At 45.0% G+C, this 22762-nt stretch carries 24 protein-coding genes; 10 read left to right on the top strand and 14 right to left on the bottom strand.

The genetic code is table 11. From position 1 onward, the window contains the following. Positions 1 to 11: 11 nt before the first annotated feature. From EHO57_RS01505 to lipB, 3 genes are all read right to left on the bottom strand, one after another. Positions 12 to 740 carry an STAS domain-containing protein gene (locus tag EHO57_RS01505; RefSeq protein ID WP_135647018.1) on the bottom strand — a complete coding sequence of 243 codons (729 nt, stop codon included), beginning with the start codon at positions 738 to 740 and terminating at the stop codon, positions 12 to 14. A 6-nt stretch (positions 741 to 746) separates the two neighbouring features. Beyond that, positions 747 to 1736 carry an LIC_12071 family protein gene (locus EHO57_RS01500; protein WP_135647017.1) on the bottom strand — a complete coding sequence of 330 codons (990 nt, stop codon included), beginning with the start codon at positions 1734 to 1736 and terminating at the stop codon, positions 747 to 749. Positions 1737 to 1812: 76 nt separating this feature from the next. Then, positions 1813 to 2454: a lipoyl(octanoyl) transferase LipB gene (gene lipB / locus EHO57_RS01495; protein WP_135647016.1), complete on the bottom strand. Its 642-nt coding sequence runs from the start codon at positions 2452 to 2454 to the stop codon at positions 1813 to 1815. A 14-nt stretch (positions 2455 to 2468) separates the two neighbouring features. Here lipB and EHO57_RS01490 point away from each other — a divergent pair, with 14 nt between their 5' ends. The 3 genes from EHO57_RS01490 (at position 2469) to EHO57_RS01480 (ending at position 4423) form a co-directional block, all read left to right on the top strand. Beyond that, positions 2469 to 3002: a type II toxin-antitoxin system antitoxin SocA domain-containing protein gene (locus EHO57_RS01490; RefSeq protein WP_135588621.1), complete on the top strand. Its 534-nt coding sequence runs from the start codon at positions 2469 to 2471 to the stop codon at positions 3000 to 3002. A 15-nt stretch (positions 3003 to 3017) separates the two neighbouring features. After that, positions 3018 to 3374, top strand: a complete 357-nt coding sequence (gene panD, locus EHO57_RS01485) for an aspartate 1-decarboxylase (protein ID WP_135647015.1) — start codon at positions 3018 to 3020, stop codon at positions 3372 to 3374. A gap of 197 nt (positions 3375 to 3571) precedes the next feature. Beyond that, complete coding sequence (locus tag EHO57_RS01480) at positions 3572 to 4423, top strand: hypothetical protein (protein ID WP_135647014.1); 852 nt, start codon at positions 3572 to 3574, stop codon at positions 4421 to 4423. A gap of 57 nt (positions 4424 to 4480) precedes the next feature. Here the strand turns inward: EHO57_RS01480 and EHO57_RS01475 are convergent, their stop codons facing one another. Further along, entirely contained in the window at positions 4481 to 4723 is a 243-nt protein-coding gene (locus EHO57_RS01475) for a hypothetical protein (protein ID WP_135647013.1), read from the bottom strand. An 85-nt stretch (positions 4724 to 4808) separates the two neighbouring features. Further along, entirely contained in the window at positions 4809 to 5096 is a 288-nt protein-coding gene (locus EHO57_RS01470) for a hypothetical protein (protein ID WP_135647012.1), read from the bottom strand. A 116-nt stretch (positions 5097 to 5212) separates the two neighbouring features. Between EHO57_RS01470 and EHO57_RS01465 the strand changes: the two genes are divergently transcribed. After that, positions 5213 to 6694, top strand: coding sequence for an HDOD domain-containing protein (locus tag EHO57_RS01465; RefSeq protein ID WP_135647011.1), 1482 nt, complete (start codon positions 5213 to 5215; stop codon positions 6692 to 6694). After that, positions 6681 to 7484 (top strand): ABC transporter ATP-binding protein, encoded by an 804-nt coding sequence (locus tag EHO57_RS01460; RefSeq protein ID WP_135647010.1) that lies wholly within the window; start codon positions 6681 to 6683, stop codon positions 7482 to 7484. The genes EHO57_RS01465 and EHO57_RS01460 overlap by 14 nt, the downstream gene beginning before the upstream one ends. A 13-nt stretch (positions 7485 to 7497) precedes the next feature. Here EHO57_RS01460 and topA read toward each other — a convergent pair whose 3' ends face one another. The 9 genes from topA to EHO57_RS01415 form a co-directional block, all read right to left on the bottom strand. Continuing rightward, positions 7498 to 9342, bottom strand: coding sequence for a type I DNA topoisomerase (topA, locus tag EHO57_RS01455; RefSeq protein WP_135647009.1), 1845 nt, complete (start codon positions 9340 to 9342; stop codon positions 7498 to 7500). A 5-nt stretch (positions 9343 to 9347) separates the two neighbouring features. Further along, the gene (locus EHO57_RS01450; protein WP_135647008.1) at positions 9348 to 10724 is read right to left on the bottom strand and encodes an MBOAT family O-acyltransferase; all 1377 of its coding nucleotides are present in this window, start codon (positions 10722 to 10724) and stop codon (positions 9348 to 9350) included. 13 nt (positions 10725 to 10737) lie between these two features. Continuing rightward, positions 10738 to 11889, bottom strand: a complete 1152-nt coding sequence (locus tag EHO57_RS01445) for a D-alanyl-lipoteichoic acid biosynthesis protein DltD (protein ID WP_135647007.1) — start codon at positions 11887 to 11889, stop codon at positions 10738 to 10740. Between the two features lie 95 nt (positions 11890 to 11984). Then, on the bottom strand, positions 11985 to 12833 hold the full coding sequence (locus EHO57_RS01440) for an oxygenase MpaB family protein (RefSeq protein ID WP_135647006.1): 849 nt from the start codon (positions 12831 to 12833) through the stop codon (positions 11985 to 11987). Positions 12834 to 12979: 146 nt separating this feature from the next. Next, positions 12980 to 13912 (bottom strand): glycoside hydrolase family 16 protein, encoded by a 933-nt coding sequence (locus tag EHO57_RS01435; protein WP_135647005.1) that lies wholly within the window; start codon positions 13910 to 13912, stop codon positions 12980 to 12982. Positions 13913 to 14024: 112 nt separating this feature from the next. After that, positions 14025 to 14954 (bottom strand): cysteine synthase A, encoded by a 930-nt coding sequence (gene cysK / locus EHO57_RS01430; RefSeq protein ID WP_135647004.1) that lies wholly within the window; start codon positions 14952 to 14954, stop codon positions 14025 to 14027. 123 nt (positions 14955 to 15077) lie between these two features. Beyond that, positions 15078 to 16142 (bottom strand): hypothetical protein, encoded by a 1065-nt coding sequence (locus tag EHO57_RS01425; RefSeq protein WP_135647003.1) that lies wholly within the window; start codon positions 16140 to 16142, stop codon positions 15078 to 15080. A 47-nt stretch (positions 16143 to 16189) separates the two neighbouring features. Continuing rightward, positions 16190 to 16747, bottom strand: coding sequence for a gamma carbonic anhydrase family protein (locus tag EHO57_RS01420; RefSeq protein ID WP_135647002.1), 558 nt, complete (start codon positions 16745 to 16747; stop codon positions 16190 to 16192). A 90-nt stretch (positions 16748 to 16837) separates the two neighbouring features. Next, positions 16838 to 18334: an LA_3751/LA_3752 family putative glycosyltransferase gene (locus EHO57_RS01415; RefSeq protein ID WP_135647001.1), complete on the bottom strand. Its 1497-nt coding sequence runs from the start codon at positions 18332 to 18334 to the stop codon at positions 16838 to 16840. A gap of 149 nt (positions 18335 to 18483) precedes the next feature. Between EHO57_RS01415 and lepB the strand changes: the two genes are divergently transcribed. The 5 genes from lepB to secG all read left to right on the top strand — a co-directional run bounded on the left by lepB (position 18484) and on the right by secG (position 22759). Then, a complete protein-coding gene (gene lepB, locus EHO57_RS01410; RefSeq protein WP_135647000.1) occupies positions 18484 to 19041 on the top strand; it encodes a signal peptidase I in 558 nt (185 codons plus the stop codon). 178 nt (positions 19042 to 19219) lie between these two features. Further along, entirely contained in the window at positions 19220 to 20230 is a 1011-nt protein-coding gene (gap, locus tag EHO57_RS01405) for a type I glyceraldehyde-3-phosphate dehydrogenase (RefSeq protein ID WP_135646999.1), read from the top strand. 3 nt (positions 20231 to 20233) lie between these two features. Further along, positions 20234 to 21430, top strand: coding sequence for a phosphoglycerate kinase (locus EHO57_RS18895; protein ID WP_135646998.1), 1197 nt, complete (start codon positions 20234 to 20236; stop codon positions 21428 to 21430). A gap of 27 nt (positions 21431 to 21457) precedes the next feature. Further along, complete coding sequence (gene tpiA / locus EHO57_RS18890) at positions 21458 to 22210, top strand: triose-phosphate isomerase (RefSeq protein ID WP_135646997.1); 753 nt, start codon at positions 21458 to 21460, stop codon at positions 22208 to 22210. A gap of 162 nt (positions 22211 to 22372) precedes the next feature. Further along, positions 22373 to 22759, top strand: a complete 387-nt coding sequence (gene secG, locus EHO57_RS01390; protein ID WP_135646996.1) for a preprotein translocase subunit SecG — start codon at positions 22373 to 22375, stop codon at positions 22757 to 22759. Positions 22760 to 22762: the final 3 nt, after the last annotated feature.

The raw sequence follows: 22762 nt of genomic DNA, 5'->3' as shown, positions 1-22762 counted from the left end.
ACCGGCAAAAACTAATCGAGTAGTTTCTCTAAGTATCGAACTCCGCCGGTCCTACTTACGTCAAACTGAATTCCGCAATTCGGGCATTGATGACGACCAAGGCTTTTAATACGCAAACGGGCCCTACAAGATTCGCAATACAGTATCCTTTCTTGGGCCGAGGCGCGGGCCTGCTCCAAAGATTGGTCCAAACGTTTCGCAACGGAAGAAGGAGCCGGATCCTCCTTCGCCGATTCGGATCCGCTCCCGTGGATCGGAACAGTGCTGAGCTCCGGAATGAATTCCAGAGGAGCCGAGCTTGTTTGCTTTCCAGCCGAATAAAATTGCACAGGACGAGTCTGGCGAAGAGAAGAAATGGAATCGTACCCTTGCTCAGGCCTACTCCTTCTATCTTCGATCTTTAAGGAAGACAACCAAACCTCTGCTTCTTTCTCATGAGAGAAGAAATGAGCGGATCGGCTTAAGCCGAAAAGTCCTAGGACCAAAGAACTTTCTTCATTCCAATCACTAAAGGCAATATTGCCTCCATGCTTTTCGAAGAAGTTCATAAGCTCCAACAAAGAAGAGATCCCATCCTCTTCCAAGTATTCGATAGAAGAAGAAACTACGAGCACAAGCCTATCTCCCTCTTCCCATCTGGACTTGATAAAACGTACCAAGTCAAAAGCGGAATAGGAATCCAAGATCCCTTTTGGAACCACCTTTAAGATCTTTCCCTGTTTTGAAGTGCGAATTTCCAAAGAAGATTATCCTAGATAAATTGCGTCTAAAATTTCCGCTTTCTCTTTAAGAGCCGTAGGAGCTCCTACATGGGTTGCGATCGGCATAGGCTTTTCTAAAACTTCAGAGCGACTCGGAACAGGACGCTCTTCCGTTACCTTGGCCGCAGGAGCAGAATGGCTGCTCGATTCCTTCCAACGGATATGACCTTCTGTTTGCGCAAAGTCCACTTTTTCCCAAAGAGGAGGATTCGAAGGACTTGCAATGTATTCCCCTTCTCTTGTGAAAGAAGTGCGAACGCTCTTGATCAACAAATGCGCGAATCCAAGGATCAAGGCACAGATAAACGCGATGATCGCATTATTCTGCAAGGTCCACCAGAAAAGCTCCGTTTGGATCCGGACGAAATGAGCAAAATTCCCTCTTTCATATCTCATATGAAGAGAAGCGACTCTTTCGAATTTATCCGGACGATAGACCGCCATGGACAATAAGACCTCAGGATTCTGCAGCTCCGGAAAATAAGGAGAGACTAGTTCCATCAGTTTGTCCTTCTCCACAACCTTCTTGGATTCCATAAGGATCGGCGTGCTAATCTGCCATTTTCTCAAACGATGAGCGGAAGTATAACTGAGAGAAAGGAATTTAGACTCAGGCTTTCTTTTAACACGGGCCTCGGACACATAATCCTCGTTAGACGAAGCAAGGACTATACCCGAATCATCCACCATGCTGATCTCGGAGATAATAAATCCTTCCTTATCAGCAGAAGTTACTTTCACTAAACGAGAGAATGCAAAATTCAGATCTTCCAGTTTTTCGTGGCTGAGTTTACCTTCGCTGGATTTGGAAATGGCGCCTATCGTATCCCTTGCCCTCTCGTCCGACAGATTCTTGATCTGTTCAAAGGATGCGAGAGAAGATTCCAGATAAGACCAGGCAGAGGCACCGATCGCGATCCCTTCGCAAATGATGAGTGCCAAGAGAAAGAATAGAATATGTTTGAAAATTTGCACCTGAGAACCTCTCTTCCTTTGTAAATCGGCCGATTTGGCCAATTCTCTAAAGGAGAAAATCGGGCAAGAAAGCTCTCTAAACGGCGATCGGTTGGAAATTTTTTAGGAATTTGCTCCGGAAGCTTAGGATCCATTCCTTCTTCTTATCCGGATCGGAAGGAAGTCCTAACTGAGAGATGGAGATCATAGATCTCCAGTCTTGACCGCAGGGATGAATGCACTGGAACGCAGAGAAGTCGTTCGAAACATTTAAGGCGATCCCGTAACTCGTGAACCAAGACTTGAAGAGTACTCCCATGGAGAGTATTTTCCGCTTCGGGTCCTTGGCGAGATAGAGACCTGGCGCATCCCGATCCCTCACCAGATCCAGATCCCAAACTTCTTTTACGGAATCTATGCAAGCGTCCAAAATGAAAGTTAGAAATTCCGAGATCCCTAAGTCTCTTTCTTTTAGGTCCAAATGTATATAGGTTACGATCTGTCCGGGTTCGTGAGCGGTAAAGTCTCCTCCTCTCTTGATATAATGGAGAGAGATCCCGTTTTCCGAAAGGAAATCCTGATTTCGGAGTAGGTTTCCGATATTATAATTGATCCCCCCGGTTATCGTAAGAGGGTGTTCCAAAAATAGAATCGACTCCTTCCGTTTGGACCTGGACCTCTCTTGAAAGAGCACATATCTGTCATACGGAACTGGATCTTTTAGGGAAAAAACCTTCACTAGAGTGATTATCTATGGAAAAGCTGCTCGAAGTCATCTCCTTTATATTGCAAAGATCACCTAGGGGAAGAAACCGCCAGGAATTGGCCAAACTCATCTATCTCTCGGACGGAGTCTTCTTCCAAAAATACGCCAAAGTGATTACTGAGCAGAAATATATCCATTTGGAAGATTCCCCTTATCCAATGGAATTGAATCAGGCATTACTTCATCTCAAGGAAAACCGTCTAATTGATGTGACCCCGAAATTGACGGACACAGGTATATCCGGATATCTACTCACCTGGGTGGGAACAAGCCATGAGGACGAGATCGATCTGAATCGCCAGGAAAAACGGATCCTACGTAAGGTCCTGGAAAATTTCAAGGGAAGCGTTTACGACGAGAATCGTGTGTATCCGAATCTCTATGAGAATTACGTGATTACTCCCCTTTTCTCCGAAATTAAGTTTAGCAAAGAAACGATTAATACCAAAATCCATTTCTTTAAGAGAAAAACGCTTTTGAATATATCCGGCAAAATATTTAAGGTACTTTTTAGTGAGTAACCGGGATAATTAAGAATGCAGATCACTGTTTGCAAAGGAAAGATCCACAGAGCCACCGTCACCGACGCCGACCTGAATTATGAGGGGAGCCTGACCGTGGATATGGATCTGGTAGATGCCGCCGGAATGTTCCCGTATGAGAAAGTATCCGTGGTGAACGTGAATAATGGAGCCAGATTCGAGACCTACCTCATCGAGGGAAAAAGAGGATCCGGAGAGATTTGCCTGAACGGAGCCGCAGCTCGTTTGGGAATGAAGGGAGACAAAGTAATTATCATCTCCTACGGCTCTTTGGACGAAAAGGATCTGCCCAAAGGCTATAAGCCTCAGGTCGTTCTCGTAGATGAGAAAAACCATATCAAAAAAGCCTAATTTCCTTTCTTGGAAATCGGGCTTCTTCTCCCAATAATCCCGCTGGACGAAAAATCCCTTCTGCTATAAGATCGATGCTTCCTGGAGAAGGGGACGTAAATCCGCCTTTTTTCGATAAAAAACGAAATGCTTATCTAAGTTTCGGGCTAGATTTGTCGATATTCAATAGGAAGAACCGTACTGGGATTATTACACGCATGAAGTCCGTCGCTAAATACACTTTTATCCTATTATTCTTACTTTTGGGAAGTGCCGCTTCCGGCCAAAACAACGCCGAGAAGGATACGAAGTCCGGTTCGGGCGGAGTGGAATATTATCCTCTCGCGTATTACGACGATAGGCTCCTCGTAAAAGAAGTCTCCTTCTTCCGTAGACATGCGGACAACGGTAAGGGCGAGTTCATGGACGTAATGGTCGAGCTCGAGAACAGGGACTTCGACGCAGCGAACTTTTCTATCTATATCCTGGCAGTGAACGAGACTCCTCTCTCCAGAGTGGACGATCGTAGGGATCTCGTCCCCTTCCCTAAATGGAGACAGTACGACGTCGAAGAGAACACCAAGGTAGTGAACTTCCACAACTTGGTTCCTGTAAAACTGGACAATAAGGCCGTTTGGGGTGAGAAGAGATACGGAGACGTTAAGAAGGACTACGACGACAAGATTGCCAGAGGGGAAAAGATCAAAATGCCGAACCCGAATCTGGACGAGTTAGTTCATTATCTAACCAACAATCCGAAAGACGCTCTTCCGATCGTTCTCTATGGAGAAGAAGGTCCTACAAAGGACAAGGTCCTCATCAGCAATTTCGTTCCTCAATCTCCGGAAGATTTGCAAAAGCAGAAGCATGACACTCTAAGTAAACATACCTACACGATCTATAATGCTAAGTACAAGACTACGATCTTCTCTCACCATTATTCAGAATATCGTCCTGGGTATTTCACCTTCAATAAGGTAGTGGTATTGATCTTCAATCCTCAAAAGGATAAGAACAAACTAGTGTATCGCAAGCTCATCGACATCAACGGTCTGAAACTAGTTAACTAAGCAAAGACAACAAGGCGAAGGCACAAAAAAGGACTCTCATAGAGTCCTTTTTTATTTCTAAGGAGTTTGTCCCGATTGTGGCCCGCGATACTTATCGATGCTACCGGGAACGAACCTCGTGGTCCAGAGGCCTCGGTCGATGTTTTTCTCGACCCAACCCTTTCCATGATCCCATCTTCCGTCCGACAAGAAGTCGAAGAAATAGGAAGAATTCATGTACCGGTAGGAATCCATGATATCTAAGATATCCCGGCTTCCCGGTTCCTCTAGGCCCTCTTCGTAGAAGAAGTTATTATCCATTCGTCTCTACCGTGAATCGTTTCATCGAAATGTCCATCTTAATTTACCTAATGAGAAAATAATCTGGGTCCAACCCGGAGAAGCCTTATGGCTCGTCTCCTGATACCTTAGACTCCGGCTCCGGGGAATTCCCCTCCCCAGGCTTGGGTAAAGAATAAAGAAAAGGTAGAAATCCCTGGTTTTTGTCCGAGTTGGATTCCTGGCCTGAAAATCTGGGCTTCTTTCTGCGAACGGAGCTTTTGATGCTCCGAAACTTCTCCGCCTCGTCAAGAAGTCCATCCAGCCGGTTTTCCAAGAAGAATTTCAACTCCTCTTGCAGGTCCTCTCCCTTTCCCCCTAAGTCCTTTTGCGTATTTTTAGGATCCGACTCCATATTCCCCCACTCCCATGTTAGATTTTAAATTGGGCCCGGACAAAACAGGTCTGGAACTCTAGAACTGCTCGTATTTTTTTCTTGCGACAGCGGGCTTTTTACCTAAATTTGAGGCAATGCTAAATGTAACGGAACTCACTGAGACTCTGGTCGCCGGAAAGGAAATCGATCTCGAATACAGATTTATCTCTGACGAAGACCATCAGCAGATCTATCTACTTCTCCTTCAGATCTTAGGGAACCTCGACCGGCTTTTTTTGACGGAAGTGGTCTCCACTGTGTTAAAAGAACTCTTGATGAACGCCAATAAGGCCAATGCAAAGAGGATTTTCTTTCTTACCGAAGGACTGAATATCAACGAACCTTCTCATTACAATAAGGGAATGAAACGCTTCTTAGAAGAGATCATTCATAAATGGGATGAACAGGAGAAGGTACTGAAAGGCTCCAACCTGGCCGTGAGACTCAGGGCAAAGATCATGAACCAAAATCTGATCTTCCTAATAGAGAATGACGCCGCACTTCTTCCTCAAGAATTGGAAAGGATCAAGGCGAGGCTTGAGTCCGCAAGTAAGTTCAGCGATCTATCCGATGCATTTCTTTCTATGGCGGATAGCCAAGAGAGCGCAGGCCTCGGTCTTGTGCTCATCCAGCTGCTTCTGAAAAACTCCGGGATCGGTTCCGATAAATTCAAGATCGAGACGGATGGAAAACTCACTAGGGCCACTCTAGTAGTTCCCAAACAGATCGTTCCTTTGGACGTTACTACCAAACTCAAGGACAAGATCTTTGCGGAAGTCGAAGGACTTCCTCCTCTCCCGAATACATTGACAAGGATCATTAATCTTTGTAATAATCCTGACTCCGATCTAGGAGTGATCGCAAATGAGATAGAAAAGAATCCTGCGATGAGTGCGGATCTTTTAAAACTATCTAACTCAGCCGGGTTCGCGAGTAGGAATAAGGTAAACACGATCGTCCAAGCTGTTAAGGTCGTGGGTTTAAAAAACGTTCGTAACCTTCTCTATGTTTCCGGAGTAAGAAAGATCATGGAAGGCAGGTATTCCAAATTGCAGGAAGTTTGGAATCACTCCAACCTCGCGAGTTATTTTGCAAGACAGGTCTCTCAGCGAGCTGGTTTGGGTAAGCTTTCGGATATCGCCGCGGTCGGTGCACTTCTGCATGATCTCGGAAAATTCATTTTGCTTTCATTAGAACCTACTTTGTTCAAACGACTAGCGTCTTATCAGAAACATAGGGACCTTTCCAACTCTACTATTTTGGAAGAGATCTCTACCGGCATCTCTCATCCTACCTTAGGAGCCATGCTTGCCAGAAAATGGGATTTCCCTCCCGATCTAGTACATATGATCGAGTTCCATCATAGGGCATTCATGGCATCTAACACCATTTATGCGGACTTAGTAGACTCAGTGTACATCGCAAATATGATGTGCGACTATTTAGATAAGAAGATCAGCTATTATGCAGTCGATTCCAGTATTCTGAAAAAATTCCAATTGGACGATAAGACCAAGTTCGAGGAAACTTGCGAAAAACTGGCCAAAGCTTACGAGATAGCAAATGAAGAAAACTGAGCACACGGCTCCGCTATTAAGCCTGCATGGGATCAAATTCTATAGAGCAGGAACTCCAATCTTAGACGGGATCGATCTACAGATCAGTTCCGGTGAGCATTGGGTACTACTTGGTAGGAACGGTGCCGGAAAAACCACCTTGGTAAATCTGATCTACGGATCCGTATGGCCCACCGCCGGTAGGATCAATCTATTCGGAGAGACCTTTGGGGAAACTCCTCTTCAGATCCTGCGGAATAAAATAGGGATATTGGATTCTTCCCAACAAGAAAGTGCTCTCCAAAAAGGACTGACCGTTCACGACGTCCTGCTCACCGGCTTCTTTCATACCATAGGCTTTTATAGAGAATCCGATCCTTGGGAAGAAAAGGAAGTAGAGCGTATCTTAGAGGAAAACGGATTCGGAGCGAAGCGAAATCAGCTATTCCGCACTCTTTCCTCCGGTGAAAAGAAGAAGATACTCTTCTTAAGAGCGATGTGCACTTCTCCCGAATTTGTGATCCTGGACGAACCTTGTTCCGGTTTAGATCTGACCGCCAGAGAGGATTTCATAGACTTCCTGGATGAATATAAGAAAAACCGAAATTTCACTTCCATCTACATTACGCATAGGATAGATGAGATTCCTCCTTTCTATGAGCATGCCGCTCTATTAAAATCAGGAAAGATACTCTTCTCCGGAAAAGTGCAGGATGCATTTACTTCCGAGAAACTTTCCCATCTCTACGATAGAGCGGTAACTGTGGAAAATAAGAACGGGACTTGGATGGCGATCACCGAGAGAAAATAACTCTCGCAGATCTTTACGAAACGTACTCCGCATAATCGCATTCTGGGAAACGAGAACAGATATAATATTCCTTCTTCTTAGAGGACTTCTTTTTCACTCTTTCCCCTTGTTTACATACGGGGCAGATCCCGTATTGAGGAACCTTCGGTTTCTGTCTCAACTCGGAATTGATCTTTCGGATATCCGTTTTCTTTAAATTGGAATCCAAGAAAGAATAGAACTCGGAAAGCACCTTGGATCTGGACTCTTCTCCCCCGGCAATAGAATCTAATTTTCCCTCCATCTCGGAAGTGAATTTCTCCCGGAATAACTCGGAGAATGCAGTTTGCAGAAAAGAATTCACCTTTTCTCCCAGAGTTTCCGCGAATAATCTTCCTTTTTCGGAACGGGCATATTTTCGTTTATAAAGAGTTTCTAATATAGATGCAAATGTAGAAGGCCTTCCAATCCCTTCTTTTTCCAGTTTCGCGATCAGGCTTGCCTCGGTGTATCTGGGTGGCGGCTCAGTCGTCTTTTGCACCAGGTCCCAAGAAGAAGGAGAAAGAAGATCTTCCTTTTTCCAAAGAGGAATTTTCTCCTCTCTAACTCCGTAGAGCATCTTATATCCTGGATCGACGGTAAACGTATCCTCCCCTTTCCATAGGAGTCCCGCTCCTTCTGCGGTGAACGCTATCTTCTTCCAAGTCTCAGGCCTCATCTGGGAAGCAATCGATCTCTTCCAAATAAGTTCATACAGTCTCTTTGCATCCTTGCTTAACGCGCCTTCTCCAAGCCGGGCAAGAGATTCCGGAGTTAAAAAGGGATCCACTGGCCGAATTGCCTCGTGAGCGTCCTGGCTTTTGCCCTTAGTTTTCTTTACTCGATAGGAAGAGGAAGTCTCAGCCAGAGAGTCTTCTCCGAAGAGAGAGACTACCTTCTTTCGAATCGACTCCAATGCCTGAGAGGAGATCCGGACAGAATCAGTTCTCATATAGGTGATCAGTCCTTGTGTCTTTCCTTTTCCCAGATCCACTCCCTCGTACAATTCTTGGGCCAGTCTCATCGTCCTTGCCGCAGGGAGTTTCAAGGCACGAAATGCCTCCTGCTGTAAAGAAGCGGTCGTAAACGGAGAAGGAGGATAGGTCTCTCCGTTCTTTTCTTTTCTTGTCAGGACCTTGAGTTGATCTGTTTTTTCTAATATAGTTCTTAGGAAATCGGCTGCGGACTTTTCGGTCTCGAAGGCGTCTCGTTCCGGATAGAATAGGATCCTCTCCTTTTCTCCCGGGCCGAATGGAACGGAGGCAGCAATCAACCAAGTGGTTTCAGGGACGAAGATCCGGATCTCTTCTTCTCTTTCACAGATCCATTTGAGTGCGACCGACTGCACCCTTCCCGCAGAGAGTCCATCGCCGATGGCTCTCCATAAGAAGGGACTGATCTTGTAACCGATCAGCCTGTCCAATATCCTTCTTGCCTTTTGCGAATCTACCAGATCCAAATCGATCGGTCCTGGATCCGAAACTGCTTTGAGAATACTGTCCTTACTGATCTCTTGGAAACGAATGCGCGAAATTTGTTTCTTCTTACCGATCTTCTCCGCGAGAATGGAACCTATAAATTCCCCTTCCCTATCCGGGTCGGTGGCGATCAGTATTTGGCTAGATGCCTTTGCCTCTTTCAGGATTGCAGAGAGGATCTTTTTCTTTCCTTTCAGTAAGACATACTCTGGGGCAAAATCCTTTTCTATCTCTATCCCCAATCGATCCGAAGGAAGATCGAATATATGCCCGAATGTAGCGAGTACCTTGAATTCCTTTCCTAAATAAGAGGAGATCGTTTTGACTTTTGTGGGGGACTCGACGATCAGAAGGACTGACATTGCAATTAGAATTGGAAATAGATAAAGGATCTCTCTCCTGAAACAGAACCTGCAATCCAGAATCCGGCGAGTATGCTTGCGATCGGCAAGACATACAATGCAATCCGTTTTGCTCTTTTAGATTTCAGTTTGATCCCACCGAATTCTACCCAATGCAATAAGACAAAAGCAAATAGAATCCAATTCGTTCCCCAAGGCAATTTGAGTTTTTGTCCGGAAAGGTTCCCTAGTCCCTGAAAGAAATGCAATGCGTGGGACAGGGAATCCGCTCGAAAGAATACCCAGCCTATACAAACCAAATGAAATACAATGAGTGCGGATATGAACTTAGGGGTCTTTTTCAGCAAGGTGGACTTTGAAGTGATCCATCTCTCCAAACCGAGTAAGGTACCGTGCCAGGCTCCCCATATTATAAAGGTATAATTTGCTCCGTGCCACAATCCGCCCAAGAGCATGGTAGTAAATAGATTGATATTGGTACGAGTAGCACCGCCTCTATTTCCTCCCAATGGAATATATAAATAATCTCTCAGCCAAGTAGAGAGGGAGATATGCCAACGTCTCCAGAATTCCCTCATAGAAGACGAGAGATACGGCCCCAAGAAATTCGGCGGTAGCTTGTATCCTAAAAGTAAGGAACATCCTCTTGCTATATCCGTATAGCCGGAGAAATCGCAATAGATCTGAATAGCGAACCCGTAAAAGGACCACCAATGAGCCTCTGCGGTATAGCTTCCAGGAGAAGAAAAGACTAGATCGATCCAAGGAGAGATCTGGTCCGCGATCAGAACCTTCTTGATCAATCCTATAATGATCCACCAAGAACCGATGATCGCAAAAGGCATTCTAGGACTTTTAGGAACATGGATCCGAGTCAAGAAGTCCTTCGCTCTTAAGATGGGTCCTGCGATCAATTGAGGGAAGAATAGGATGAATAACAGGAAGTCCCGAAGAGTGACCTTATACTGAAAATCTCCTCTATGCACATCCATTTGGAAGGAGATCATCTGGAACGTATAAAAGCTGATGGCCAAAGGAAGGACCCATTGGTCGGTTGCAGGCAATCCCCCCGCATTGATCCCCAGATCTTCCAGGATCTGCTTAAAGAAAGGATAATATTTGAAAACGAAAAGATTGATCAGGTTCAGGATAAGGATCCAAGCAAGCCTCTTTCGGTCCCCTTGTCTCTCGAAATAATAATAGAAAGCGTAATTGAGTACGACGATCAGAACGAAATGAAATAGAAAGAGTAGACTCCAGTATCCGTAGAATACGAAAGATGCGAGGATAAGAAAATCCCTTCGGAAGCGATGACTTAGCGTCCAGTAGATGCAGTATACAAAGGAAAAGAAGATGAGAAAGGCGAGACTATTGAATAACATATCTTACGATTTCCTATCTAATATCTTTTAACAAAAAAGAGGCCAGTTCCGTATAGCATCGTTCCGAGAGATGATTTGCGTCTTGGTAATAATTGCATTTCATAGGGAATTCGTTTGCATCCAAATACCTTTCCCCGTAGCTTTTCAACGTATCTTCGATCTTGGTCTTAAATTCCTTTTTGCTCGCCTCATCGTTCGTGAAGCTTTGCAATATCCTATGGACTTTCGCACTCCAGTACAGGGCAGGGATCTTTTTATCCTGCAAGAGTCGAATGATCTTTACGAATGCATCGTATTCGCTTTGGTCCACTCTAAACGGTTGCCCGCCCTGCTCCTCGTCGGCGAGTTCCCTTCTTTTTACGAATTGATTCCGGTAGACCTCTCCTAAACTTGCATCCGGATTATTATAATCTTCGAATTTACGATTTTCTACCTCTTCCCTGTGCTTCTTGGAGTAGGAATGTTTTCCTCCCCCCATAGAGCCTCTCTCCATCTCTTCTATCATAAGAGCGCCCCAACCCAGGTCGTCTCCCTTGATATAAGTGATCAGATTCTTAGGAGAGAATCTATATTTGTAAGCAAGAAAGATCCTTGGGTACGTGATCTCCCAAAGATTCTCTAAACCAAGTTCTCGCCAATGCGAAAAACCGTAATCTAAAGGGATCACATTCTGCTTTAAGAATTCTTTGAATTTTCTTCGATCGGAAAAACTGTCTTTAGTGACTTCTACGAGAACTAGGTCCGGCTTCCAGCCTCTTTCGATCGCCTGGAGCAAACGAACATAGATGAGGCTCATACTCGCCCCTTGCATTCCGATACTCACTCCTTCCCAGTCCTTTAAAATTTCCCTGGCCTCGGGAGTCAAAAAAGGATCCTTCAGAGTATAGCCTAAATTCGGATATCCGCTAAAATTCATACTGCGAGAAGTCCCAGCAGCCAAGAATACCTTCCTTGCTTTTACGTATTCGAGTTCGGTTAAATCATCATTATGGATCAACGATGCAAATGCAGCATCGTAGGGACGATACGAAGCCAAAGTAGTACGGACCGGATCTATGATCAGAATTTTATCGGCGAGTAAATAGGAGAATAATGCGAGCCCAGGTATGAGAAAAATGAAAAGTTTTTGGAATCTTCGGCCTTTGCCCTGGATCTTAGGATTCACGTTCCATCCTGTCTAAGGCGCAAGGACTCTAAGGCAAGCCATTTTTAGACCTTGGCAACAAGGATCCGTATAGAGCATGCCTTAGATTTTTAGTTTCAGTGAGGTCCCAATTCTTCGATCAAATATCCATTCGGATAGGTTGGGTTCTCTCGCTTCGTTACGTAATAAGGAGATTTTCTGGGCGGCCAAAAATTCCGGAGCAGAAAGGCTCTTACCTTAAAGATACAATACGTTAGTCCTGCCACAATCGGATTCGGATCCGGAAATCCAACCGCATCCCTTAGGTTCTTATCCATCAAGGAAAACACAGCATGATATACCAGGTATTCCAGACCGGGGATCTTAGGGATCCTTCCGGAAGCGATCCTCATGGTAGCCATGGCCACCTGCTTCGTATCGGAAGTACATTTGAAGTTTTCCCTTTCGTATTTCCGATTGAATTCTTCGAGCTCCTCGTAGGTCTCGGGAATGTCCTTGATGCCCATCAACTTTCCGATCTTCTTCCAAAGATAAAAATTCGCGATCCTTTCCTTCTCCGTACTCTTTCTCCACCCGAATCGATCATTCCAACGTGACGGTTCGAACACAAACGTAGTGAGGGTATACAAAAAATCTTCGTTCTTGATATCGTATTGCTTATGGATCTGGTTCAGCCTTCGGATCGACTGTTTTCCTCTTTCGCTTTCTAATCCGTTCTCTATCAGCTCGGCGAGGATCAGAGCCGTATCATCATAACGTTTCTGTCCTGCATTCTCGAATTGCTTGGTAGTATTTAGTATCTTAGAAATAGAAGGAACTGCGAATGTCCGAAAGAATGAGATAGCAAGAGAGATCTCCACATCTTGCGGAAAATCGTAACTTCCGGCCAGAAATACGATCTTCTGAAAATCCTTCTCAGGATCCAACTCATTGATTTGTTCCAAAACTTTAAAGCGGTTGAACATTTGTACACTTATTCCTTTGCGGATCGATGCGATCTCTTTTAGATTCTCGCACGAATGTTCTGTAAATATTTCTTTGCAAGTATTTTACTTAAATACTTTTATGACAAACAATATAAGTTCATAAAATTATAAAAATGGAATAAACTTCAATGACTGGGCACGCTGTCCGTATAACTCAAGGACTGACTCCTAAGAGAATCCACCTTAATCTGGACTTGGTCCGGGGGAATGATCCGATTCTTTTCGTAATATACCCAATCCACTCTCTCTTCGTATTCTCGGAGAGAGGTTTGGCTTGTATCCAGATCACCCAGATCGCTTAAGAACCAAAGATTGAAACTGATCCTCATGGAACTATCCGGGACCACATGGCCTAGATGTTTTACTTTTAAATTCCCATCCACATAATACTTCGTATTGGAATCGCTTACCTGCAATACAAGAGTGTGCCAGCCGTCCAGGCTCTCCACATCTGGAGTAGACACATCGTCGTAAAAATTCGCACTCGGATTGTAGGTCCCCCAAGTGGTTAAGAATAAGGTAGAGGTAGATTCCCCCCAACCACCTTGTCCCAGGTATTCGAAATCACATTCGCTATAGAGAGGATCTCCCCCGTACGCAAGAGGAGTGATCAAAAAGAAGGTTTGGTTTACCCTATCGTACGTAGTTCCTGTGGTCGCAGAATCGAAGAATTTGATCCGAGCTGCATAGGTTCCTCTAAAGAATTTACGGGGCCCAGTGGCGATCTCGGATTGGGTTGTGCTGGCAGCGCTTCCTTGTGTGATTGCAATCAATCGTAAGTAAGTATCGCTTCCTTCCAAACCGAAAGATAGATTGGATTCGCTCCAAGAGGCGCCACTCGGTCCCGGCCCCCCGCTATCGTTTCGGAAAGTCCAAGAGTTTTGTGAACTAGCGCTTGTGGTATCCGCATAAGAAAAATCATCGAAGAAGGTACCTGTTTCCAAATCTTCTAGAGCGATCAAAGAAAGAAATGGACCGTTCGGATCGGAACTATGTGGAGAACATTCTATAAAAAAGAATAGAAGGGTTAGTATGGCAAAAAGGGATCCAGGAGCCATCTTCTTATACTAACACATGATGCTTCTGTTTTTTCAAAAAGGAAGGAGTAAAAATAAAAAATCCCGGCTGAATTGCCGGGATTTCCATAGATCTTTAGATCTAAACTTTTTCTTAACCGTTAGAAGGAACTGGGAAAAGTCCTTCGATAGAAAGATATCTTTCTCCGGTATCGTAGTTGAAGGTAAGAATGGTAGAACCTTCAGGGATCTCAGGAAGCTTTTTCGCAACCGCAGCAAGAGCAGCGCCGGAAGAAACTCCCAAGAAGATACCTTCTTCTTTCGCAGCACGAAGAGCATAGTTAAACGCTTCGTCTTTAGAAACTTGGATCACTCCGTCCAATAGATCGGTGTGCAAGTTTTTAGGAATGAATCCTGCTCCAATCCCTTGGATCGGGTGAGGTCCAGGTTTTCCTCCGGAAATAACAGGAGAAGCTTCTGGCTCAACAGCATACACCTTAGTCTTAGGGAATTTTTCCTTCAGTACCTTAGCAACACCGGTAATATGTCCACCGGTACCCACTCCAGTGATCAGAACATCTACACCATTCGGGAAGTCTTTTAGGATCTCTGCTGCAGTAGTCTCCACGTGAACCTTGATATTTGCCTCGTTCTCGAACTGTTGAGGCATCCAAGCCTTAGGATGCTCGGATACTAATTGTTTCGCTCTTTCGATTGCGCCAGGCATACCTTTCTCGCGAGGAGTCAGATCGAATTCCGCGCCGTAAGCAGCCATGATCCTACGTCTTTCCACGCTCATGGATTCAGGCATAACCAGGATGAGACGATATCCTTTTACCGCTGCGACTAAGGCCAGACCAATCCCTGTGTTTCCGGAAGTCGGCTCGATGATTACGGTGTCTTTCGTGAGTTTTCCGCTCTTTTCAGCATCTTCGATCATTGAAAGAGCAATACGATCCTTAATGGATCCGCCTGGATTACTGCGTTCTAATTTGGAATATACAGTATACTTAGTTCCGAACAGTCGGTTGATCTTCACATGGGGAGTATTACCGATTGTCTCTAAGATATTATTTGCTTTCATTGGGAATTCCTACCTTTCCAGCTTGGCCTTAGCCTATCCGCTACTATATTAAACATAATTTTCAATATATCAAATATGATCAATGAAAAAAGATATTTAAGGGTGAGATATTTCTAAGAAGGCCTAAACTTCTTTCAAGACAATTCCGGAAAGGAATGCTTCTGTTTCCGGCCCGAAAGAAAGCCCAAGTCCCCGATATACAGCAAAGATCGTGGAGATATGTACATTGGAATCGCCCGGAGTTGCGGCATAACCTCGAACTTCCTTGCCTAAGACTTCTAAGGCAGAAAGTGGGAAAACAGCGTGAGAGAAGATCCTACCATACAATCCCCTGTCCCTTCCCGAAGAGAAGATGGAGTTGGTAGAGACCAGTTCCGTTGTGCTCAAGAAAGAATCGTTTTGGATCTTGGAAACCAACCATTCCCTTTGGATCTCTCTCTTCAAACGCAGATGGAATCGGATCAAATGCATATACGGAGAATTGATCGTAATGGAGGAAGATCCGAGTCGGATCTGAAATCCAAGTTCCCGGTATACCTCATTCAAAAGACGACCATGGTGAGTTCCGGTTTCCGATTCCGGAAGTACCAAAAGAGGTCCGGTCACGTGTGGATCATTCTTTGCCATGTCAGCATCCCTACGGATCACAAAGAAGTCCGCTTCTTCTAAGAGAGAAGGAAGTTCCTTGGGAGAATGTTCATAGAAGGGACGCAGAATCCCGGCAAGAGTATGAGTATTGCAAGTAGATACATGAATGAATCGGGGGAGTTCCTTCTCCAAAAGAGAAACACTATCCGGATATAAGAACTGAGGCCCGAAAGAATGCTCACTTCCCTGAGCGATAAAGATCCGGATCGTATTGTAGATTGGATCGCTATATTCCGATTTTCTTTTATCGGCTATGCCCGGCGGAGAGGAATCACAAAGCACAGAAGACTTCGCTACTGCATCTTCTTTAGAGATCCATTCCGGAAAGAAGGTGCGAACCCCATTCGTTCCGTCGTCTACGATCTTTGCCCCTTTCTCTAAGAGAGATAATATCTGAGGGATCTCTGCCTTTTGTAACCTGTATGGCTCTACAAATACCTGAAATCCTCCGAATTTATTCTGAAGCAATAATAGAAGAGAGGCCAAAGGCCATCCGATCACTCCGGTTCCTCTTAGATATACTCCTTTAGTCTCGCTCACGAATGGATTTGTCCCTAGTTAATTCAAATAGAATCAATTATATTTTCTTAAACAGAACTGATCCTATACGTCGGATCTTCCAAATAGTTGTTCTTGTACATCACATAATTGGCAGCAGTTCTATCGATCATCTGTCTTTCTTGCTCTGTGATATCTCTTACGACTTTTCCGGGAGAGCCCATGACCATGACTCCGGGCGGGATGATCTTTCCGGGAGTCACCATTGCTCCCGCAGCCACAAAAGAATATTCTCCCAATTCGACTCCATCCATGACGATAGCGCCCATTCCGACAAACGCCTTATCTTTCAGTTTGCATCCGTGGAGTATTGCCCTATGTCCTACAGAAACATGATTCCCGATCTCCACCGGATGGGTGTTCTTAGAAACATGGATCACAGTCATGTCTTGGATATTCACCCCTTCTCCGATCCGAATATAATTTACATCTCCTCGGACAAGAGTTTGGAACCAAATAGAAGAATCCTTACCTATGGTCACATCTCCCACTACCAAGGAACCCGGGGCGAGAAAAACTCCATCTTCGAGAAATGGTCTTTTTCCCAAGTATTCGAGTATATTTCCAGCGATATAGACTTCTTGCATAGTTTCCCCCGGTCGATTTCCATCCTACTCTGAATAGAATGAGGAACAAGTCTAAATTCGGGAAAATGGAAACCCGGAATGATTCCGTTCTTAGCGAGTTAGATGCAAAACCTCTATTTTTTCAAGGGATGTTTCTTGGGAGATCTTCCAACCGCGACTCAAAAATAGTTTTTCCAGTTCAGCGTCCTGCCCGGATTCCTTCGCCTTTGGCATACTTCTCAATTTAGAGAGAATGGCGGAATTATATCGGATCAGATTGACATTCTCGTTCTTCTCCAGGAGAAGATTTACTAATTTCGAATATTCTCCCTTCTCTCGAACGATCATTACTTTTTTATGAAATATATCCTGGCCGTAAAGTGCAGTGATCGTATTTCGGGTGCTCACATTCACTCCCTCCGGTAAAGACCGAAAGAATTGATTGTATCGGATCATTTCCTTGGATTGCGCAATCTCCGTTACATAATAGACCTTAGAGAAGAAAAGGCTGACCAAGAAGGAAAGGACACCGACCCATCTCACCGCCTTGGGAAAAGATTCGAGTATTCTCTTGGAATTCCCGGAAAAGAATAGTACCACGGCAGGAACGCAAAGCCAGGATAGATATCGAGTTCCCCAATCGATATTGGAATCGTTTGGAGTCATCAAAACTCCCGCTCCCAGACTTAAAATGGAGGCAGAGAGCAGGAATTTTTCCGTCTTCTCCAAAGATCTCCATTTGAGGAATAGCAGTACGGCTCCTAGTGCGATCCAAGGACAGAAGAATAGAAACCCTACCCTTCCATGTCCTGCAAAAAGAAGGGATACATATTTCAAAGCTCCATGATCTCTAGCGACAGTAGCATTCACATAGATCCTGGAACCCCAGGGAGAATCATATAGATAGAAATTTAAAATTCCATAAAATAGGATCGAGACCCCGCTCCCTACCAATAGCAAAAATCTTTTCGCTTCTTCCGAATCCTTTTTGGGAAGGCCCAGTTTGATCCATTCGACTATATGTATAATTCCCAAGAAGAAGAGAAGGATGGAATTCTCCGGCCGAAAGAAGAAACCCAGTCCCGCCAAGAGCCCGAGAAAGATCTGCTCGAGCCGATCCTCCCTGGGTTTCCTATATGCGGAAACTGCAATGCAAGTGCATAGAAAACTGATCGAATAATCCGGGAATAGTACGGAATGGAAGAAGACCGGACCGAAGACCAGGACCAGGATACCAAGAGAATTGATCCGATTCCGTATCTTGAGAATGGATACTCCTAGAATAAAAAAGAAAATCGCAATATAGAAAAGATAACTATAATCGGCAAGCCATCCAACGACAGCTGCGAATAAGGAAAATGCCACCGGAAAGGGTCCTGAGATCCCATGCTTCATTTGGATCTGCCAGCTCGGAAAATACGTGCAGGCCCCTAGGTCCCGTAAGATCTCACAGCTTGCATACTGACTTTTAAAACCCGAATCCAGAAACGCCTGGGCCTGAAAGATCTTGTTCTGATTGTCCGAAACTAAAATGGCATTCGGGTCCATCTTGCTTACAAACAGACCGATGAACAATGCGCAAAGAATGGGAAGGAAGACGGATCTCATTCTGGAAAATAATTTATGTTTTGATAAGATACTCACTCGGACCTGAAAACGGAATTCACTTTATATATGCGGTTAAAAAATGACGAGGACAACTTTTTTATAAAAAATCTATTTTGACCTTTTCCATAGGAAACATTAGCTTAGCGAAAATGTTCCCACCTAAGAGAGAATTTGGAGAGAAGGACAAAAAATTCGATAGAAAGAAGTTTGTTCAGATCCTCTCCATTTCCTTAACAATTGGATTCGCATTCGCTTTCATTTTAAGAGCCTGGGTGGTCTTTCCATTCGTCCCCGAAACGGAAGAAATGTCCCCTTCCTTCCCGAAAGGAAAAAGGATCTATGTCAGTCGCTGGGTACAGGACTCTTCCCTATTCTTGGGAGATGTGGTACTTGCAGAGCATCCTACTCAGAAAGGTAAAGTGATGCTCGTTCGGATCGTGGGAAAATCGGGAGACCAGATCTCCATCCAAGATAAGGTGCTTTTTCGGAATGGGATCTCGGAGCGGGAGGAAAAACTTCCGTTCCAACTGCAATCTAAGGACGCTAGAGAACCACTTCCTAATACTCATTCCACTAGAGATAATCTCTCCACTGTCTTAATAGAGGATCGAAAATATTTTCTACTCTGCGATAACCGAGACGACTGCCTGGATTCTAGAGATTTCGGACAACTTCCCTTTGAAAAGATCCTAGGCAAAGTCCTCTGAGGACTTTCTAAAACGGCCAGGATTAGATACTTGGCCCAATTCTTCTTCTATTCCTTGTTATCTGAAGCCTAAAATTCCGCAAAAAACGGATTTTCAGGATGGTTTTCCCGGAAAAACATGTATTTACGGGCTTTCAGCCCCCATCCTCATACAGAACTTAAGGAAAAAAGGGAAGAACATGACGACAAGAATCGCTATCAACGGATTCGGACGAATCGGCCGCCTGGTGTTTCGCTCCGGAATTAAAGATCCAAATCTTGAGATCGTAGCCATCAATGACCTCGTAACCCCAGACAATTTGGGCTATCTTTTAAAATACGATTCTACTCACGGACGTTTCAACGGAACCGTAGAACATACCGAAAAAGAACTGATTGTAGACGGTAAGAAAGTACTCTGCGTTTCCGAAAGAGACCCTGAAAAACTCCCATGGAAAGACCTCAAAGTAGACTTCGTGGTCGAATCCACCGGTCTATTCACTGATAGAGTCGGCGCGGAAAAACACCTGAAGGCCGGCGCCAAAAAAGTAGTCATCTCTGCTCCTGCAAAAGACAAGGACATTCCCACTTTCGTAATGGGAGTCAACAACGAGAAATACGACGCAGACAAGGATCATATTGTTTCTAACGCGTCTTGCACTACCAACTGTCTGGCTCCGATCACAAAAGTGGTCCTGGACAATTTCGGAATAGAAGAAGGTCTGATGACCACCATCCACGCAACTACTTCGACCCAACCTACCGTAGACGGTCCTTCTAAAAAGGATTGGAGAGGCGGAAGAGGAGCAATGCAAAACATTATCCCTGCTTCTACAGGGGCTGCAAAAGCAGTTGGACTTTGCATTCCTGAAGTGAACGGAAAACTAACTGGTATGTCTTTCCGAGTTCCAGTTCCTGACGTTTCTGTGGTAGATCTAACGGTAAAAACTACCAAAGAAACCAGCCTCAAAGAAATCTCCGCAAAAATGAAAGAAGCTTCCGAAGGTGCAATGAAAGGCATCCTCGGTTATACAGACGAGATGGTTGTTTCTAACGACTTCTTGAGCTCTACTCTTTCTTCTATCTTCGATGCGGACGCTTGTATCGAGCTGAACTCCAGATTCTTCAAATTGGTTTCCTGGTATGACAACGAAATGGGATACTCGAACCGAGTTCTGGATCTCATTCGTTACATGGCGAAAAAAGGATAATCGATGCAATTGCAATTACCTAGGCTCGAAAACGAAAACGTCCAAGGAAAACGGGTCTTTCTCAGAGTCGACTTTAACGTTCCATTAGAAAACGGTAAGGTTGCTGATAAGACCAGAATTGAAAAGACACTTCCCACGATCGAATTGCTAGTCAAGAAGGGAGCCCGTTTGGTGATCGCAAGCCATTTGGGCCGCCCGAAAGGAAAACCGGATCCTCAGTATTCCATGCAGCCGGTATTCGAAGTATTCAAAGGAATGGTCAAAGCACCTGTTTCCTTTTCTAAGGACGTGATCGGTGAGAACGCAGTTAAACTCTCCAAGGAACTAAAAGACGGAGAAATCCTTCTCTTGGAAAATTTACGTTTTCATAAAGAAGAAGAGGAGAACGATCCAGGTTTCTCTAAGAGTCTTGCGGCTCTCGCGGATGTGTACGTAAACGACGCATTCGGAGCGGCTCACAGGGCCCATTCTTCTACCGAAGGGATTGCACATCTTCTTCCTTCTTTTGCGGGCCTATTGATGTACAAGGAGATCACAGAGTTATCTAGTCTTCTTTCTCGTCCGGCCAAACCTTTCGTAGCCATCATCGGTGGCTCTAAGGTTTCCTCCAAGATCAGTGTGATCAAGAACCTGATCGATAAGGTAGATCATATCCTGATCGGCGGGGGAATGGCCTATACCTTCCTAAAATCCAGAGCGATCCCAGTCGGAAATTCCTTAGTGGAAAAAGACTTCGAAGTGGAAGCATTTCAACTGATCGAAAGAGCCGGAGTAGCCGGTGTGGATTTCCAATTGCCGGTGGATCATATTATCGCGGATAAATTCGATGCGAATGCAAAGACCAAGACCGTAGATAAGATGGGTATCCTGGACGGTTGGATGGGAATGGACATCGGTCCTAAGACCATCTCGAATTACGAAAAAGTAATTAAGAATGCCGCTACTATCGTTTGGAACGGGCCCATGGGAGTATTCGAATTCGATAAATTCGCCCCCGGAACCATGGCAATCGCGAAGGCGGTCGCTAAGTCCAAGGCCAAGACCGTGGTTGGAGGAGGAGACTCCATCGCTGCGATCAATAAGGCAAAGGTAGAAGACAAGATCACCCACGTTTCCACGGGAGGAGGAGCCTCTCTGGAATTCCTAGAAGGCAAGAAACTTCCTGGTGTAGTGGCTCTTCTCAAATCCGAAGAAAGATAATCTGAAAACAAATTGGAAGGAAAATATATGCGCCCCAAGATCATAGCAGGTAACTGGAAAATGAATCTTTCCGAGAAGGAGGCCTTAAGTCTTGCAAACGGCTTAAAGGAGAAGCTACCTTCTCGTCTCGGAAATAAAAAGGCAGTTGTATTTCCTTCCTCCATTCATTTGGCTTCTGTCGCACGGATCCTGGAGAACTCTCCCGTTTCTGTCGGAGCCCAAAATATCTACCCTTCTCCCCTGACCGCTATGACAGGAGAAACGGGTCCGGACCAATTGTCCGAACTTGGGATCCGTTTCGCTTTGGTGGGACACTCGGAAAGAAGACAATTCCTAAAAGAGACGAGCGTATTCTGTAACCAAAAGATCTCCTATCTTGCTAAGAACAATTTCACTGCAGTGTATTGCGTGGGAGAAACCTTAGAAGAAAGAGAAGCAGGAAGAACCTTCGAGGTATTAGGAAAGCAGATCCAAGAAGGACTAGGTTCTATCCCAAGTGACGTATTTCCTAGGATCTGGGTAGCCTATGAACCTGTCTGGGCCATCGGGACTGGAAAAGTGGCGACCCCTGCCCAAGCGCAAGAAGCACATGCATTTATCCGAAAAGAGATCTCTTCCCTCTTCCAAAATGGAAGCTCTATCGCTGACGCAATGCCTATCCTGTATGGCGGCTCGGTAAAAGCGGACAATGTGAAGGAACTCCTAGGCCAGCCTGATATTGATGGCGGATTAGTGGGCGGCGCCAGCCAGAAATTGGATAGCTTTCTCGCTCTGTTCTAAGTCGAAGATACTACAACAACCTCTCTAAATCCTTGGCCCCTTCCATCGACCGGGCTTTGGATTTCCGAAACCGCTTGTCAGCCTAGGCCCAAGCCATAATTTGGACGAACAAGCGGGGTTCTCTCGCTTATATAGAACTTTTTTACCTTAGGAATCGACCCCATGGGATTTATCACCGGAACCATTCTAGTTCTTTTCGTTTTCGTTAGCCTTTTTCTCATTCTTCTCGTTATGATCCAGACCGGAAAAGGGGGAATGGGAGGAGTCCTGGGCGGAGGCGCAAGCCAATCCGTTTTCGGATCTTCTACTGCGGATGTTCTGACCAAGGCAACTCGAGTGGCTGGTCTTCTTTTTTTGGCGCTTTCTCTGATTCTTTCTTTCCTTTTTGCGAAGACTAGCGGATACAATACTGCCCCGGCTCCGGAAATTCTTCCACCTCCGGCAGTAGAAGGAGCACAGGAACCACAAGGAGGGACAAATGCCCAACCGGCAACCCCAGCGCCTGCAGCTGCTCCAGCAACTTCTCCGGAAGGACAACCTAAACCGTAATTT

Source organism: Leptospira langatensis, assembly GCF_004770615.1.
GTDB classification, from domain to species: Bacteria; Spirochaetota; Leptospiria; order Leptospirales; family Leptospiraceae; genus Leptospira_B; species Leptospira_B langatensis.
Note: the sequence above shows the minus strand (reverse complement) of the source record. Positions and strands in the feature narration are given on the sequence as shown.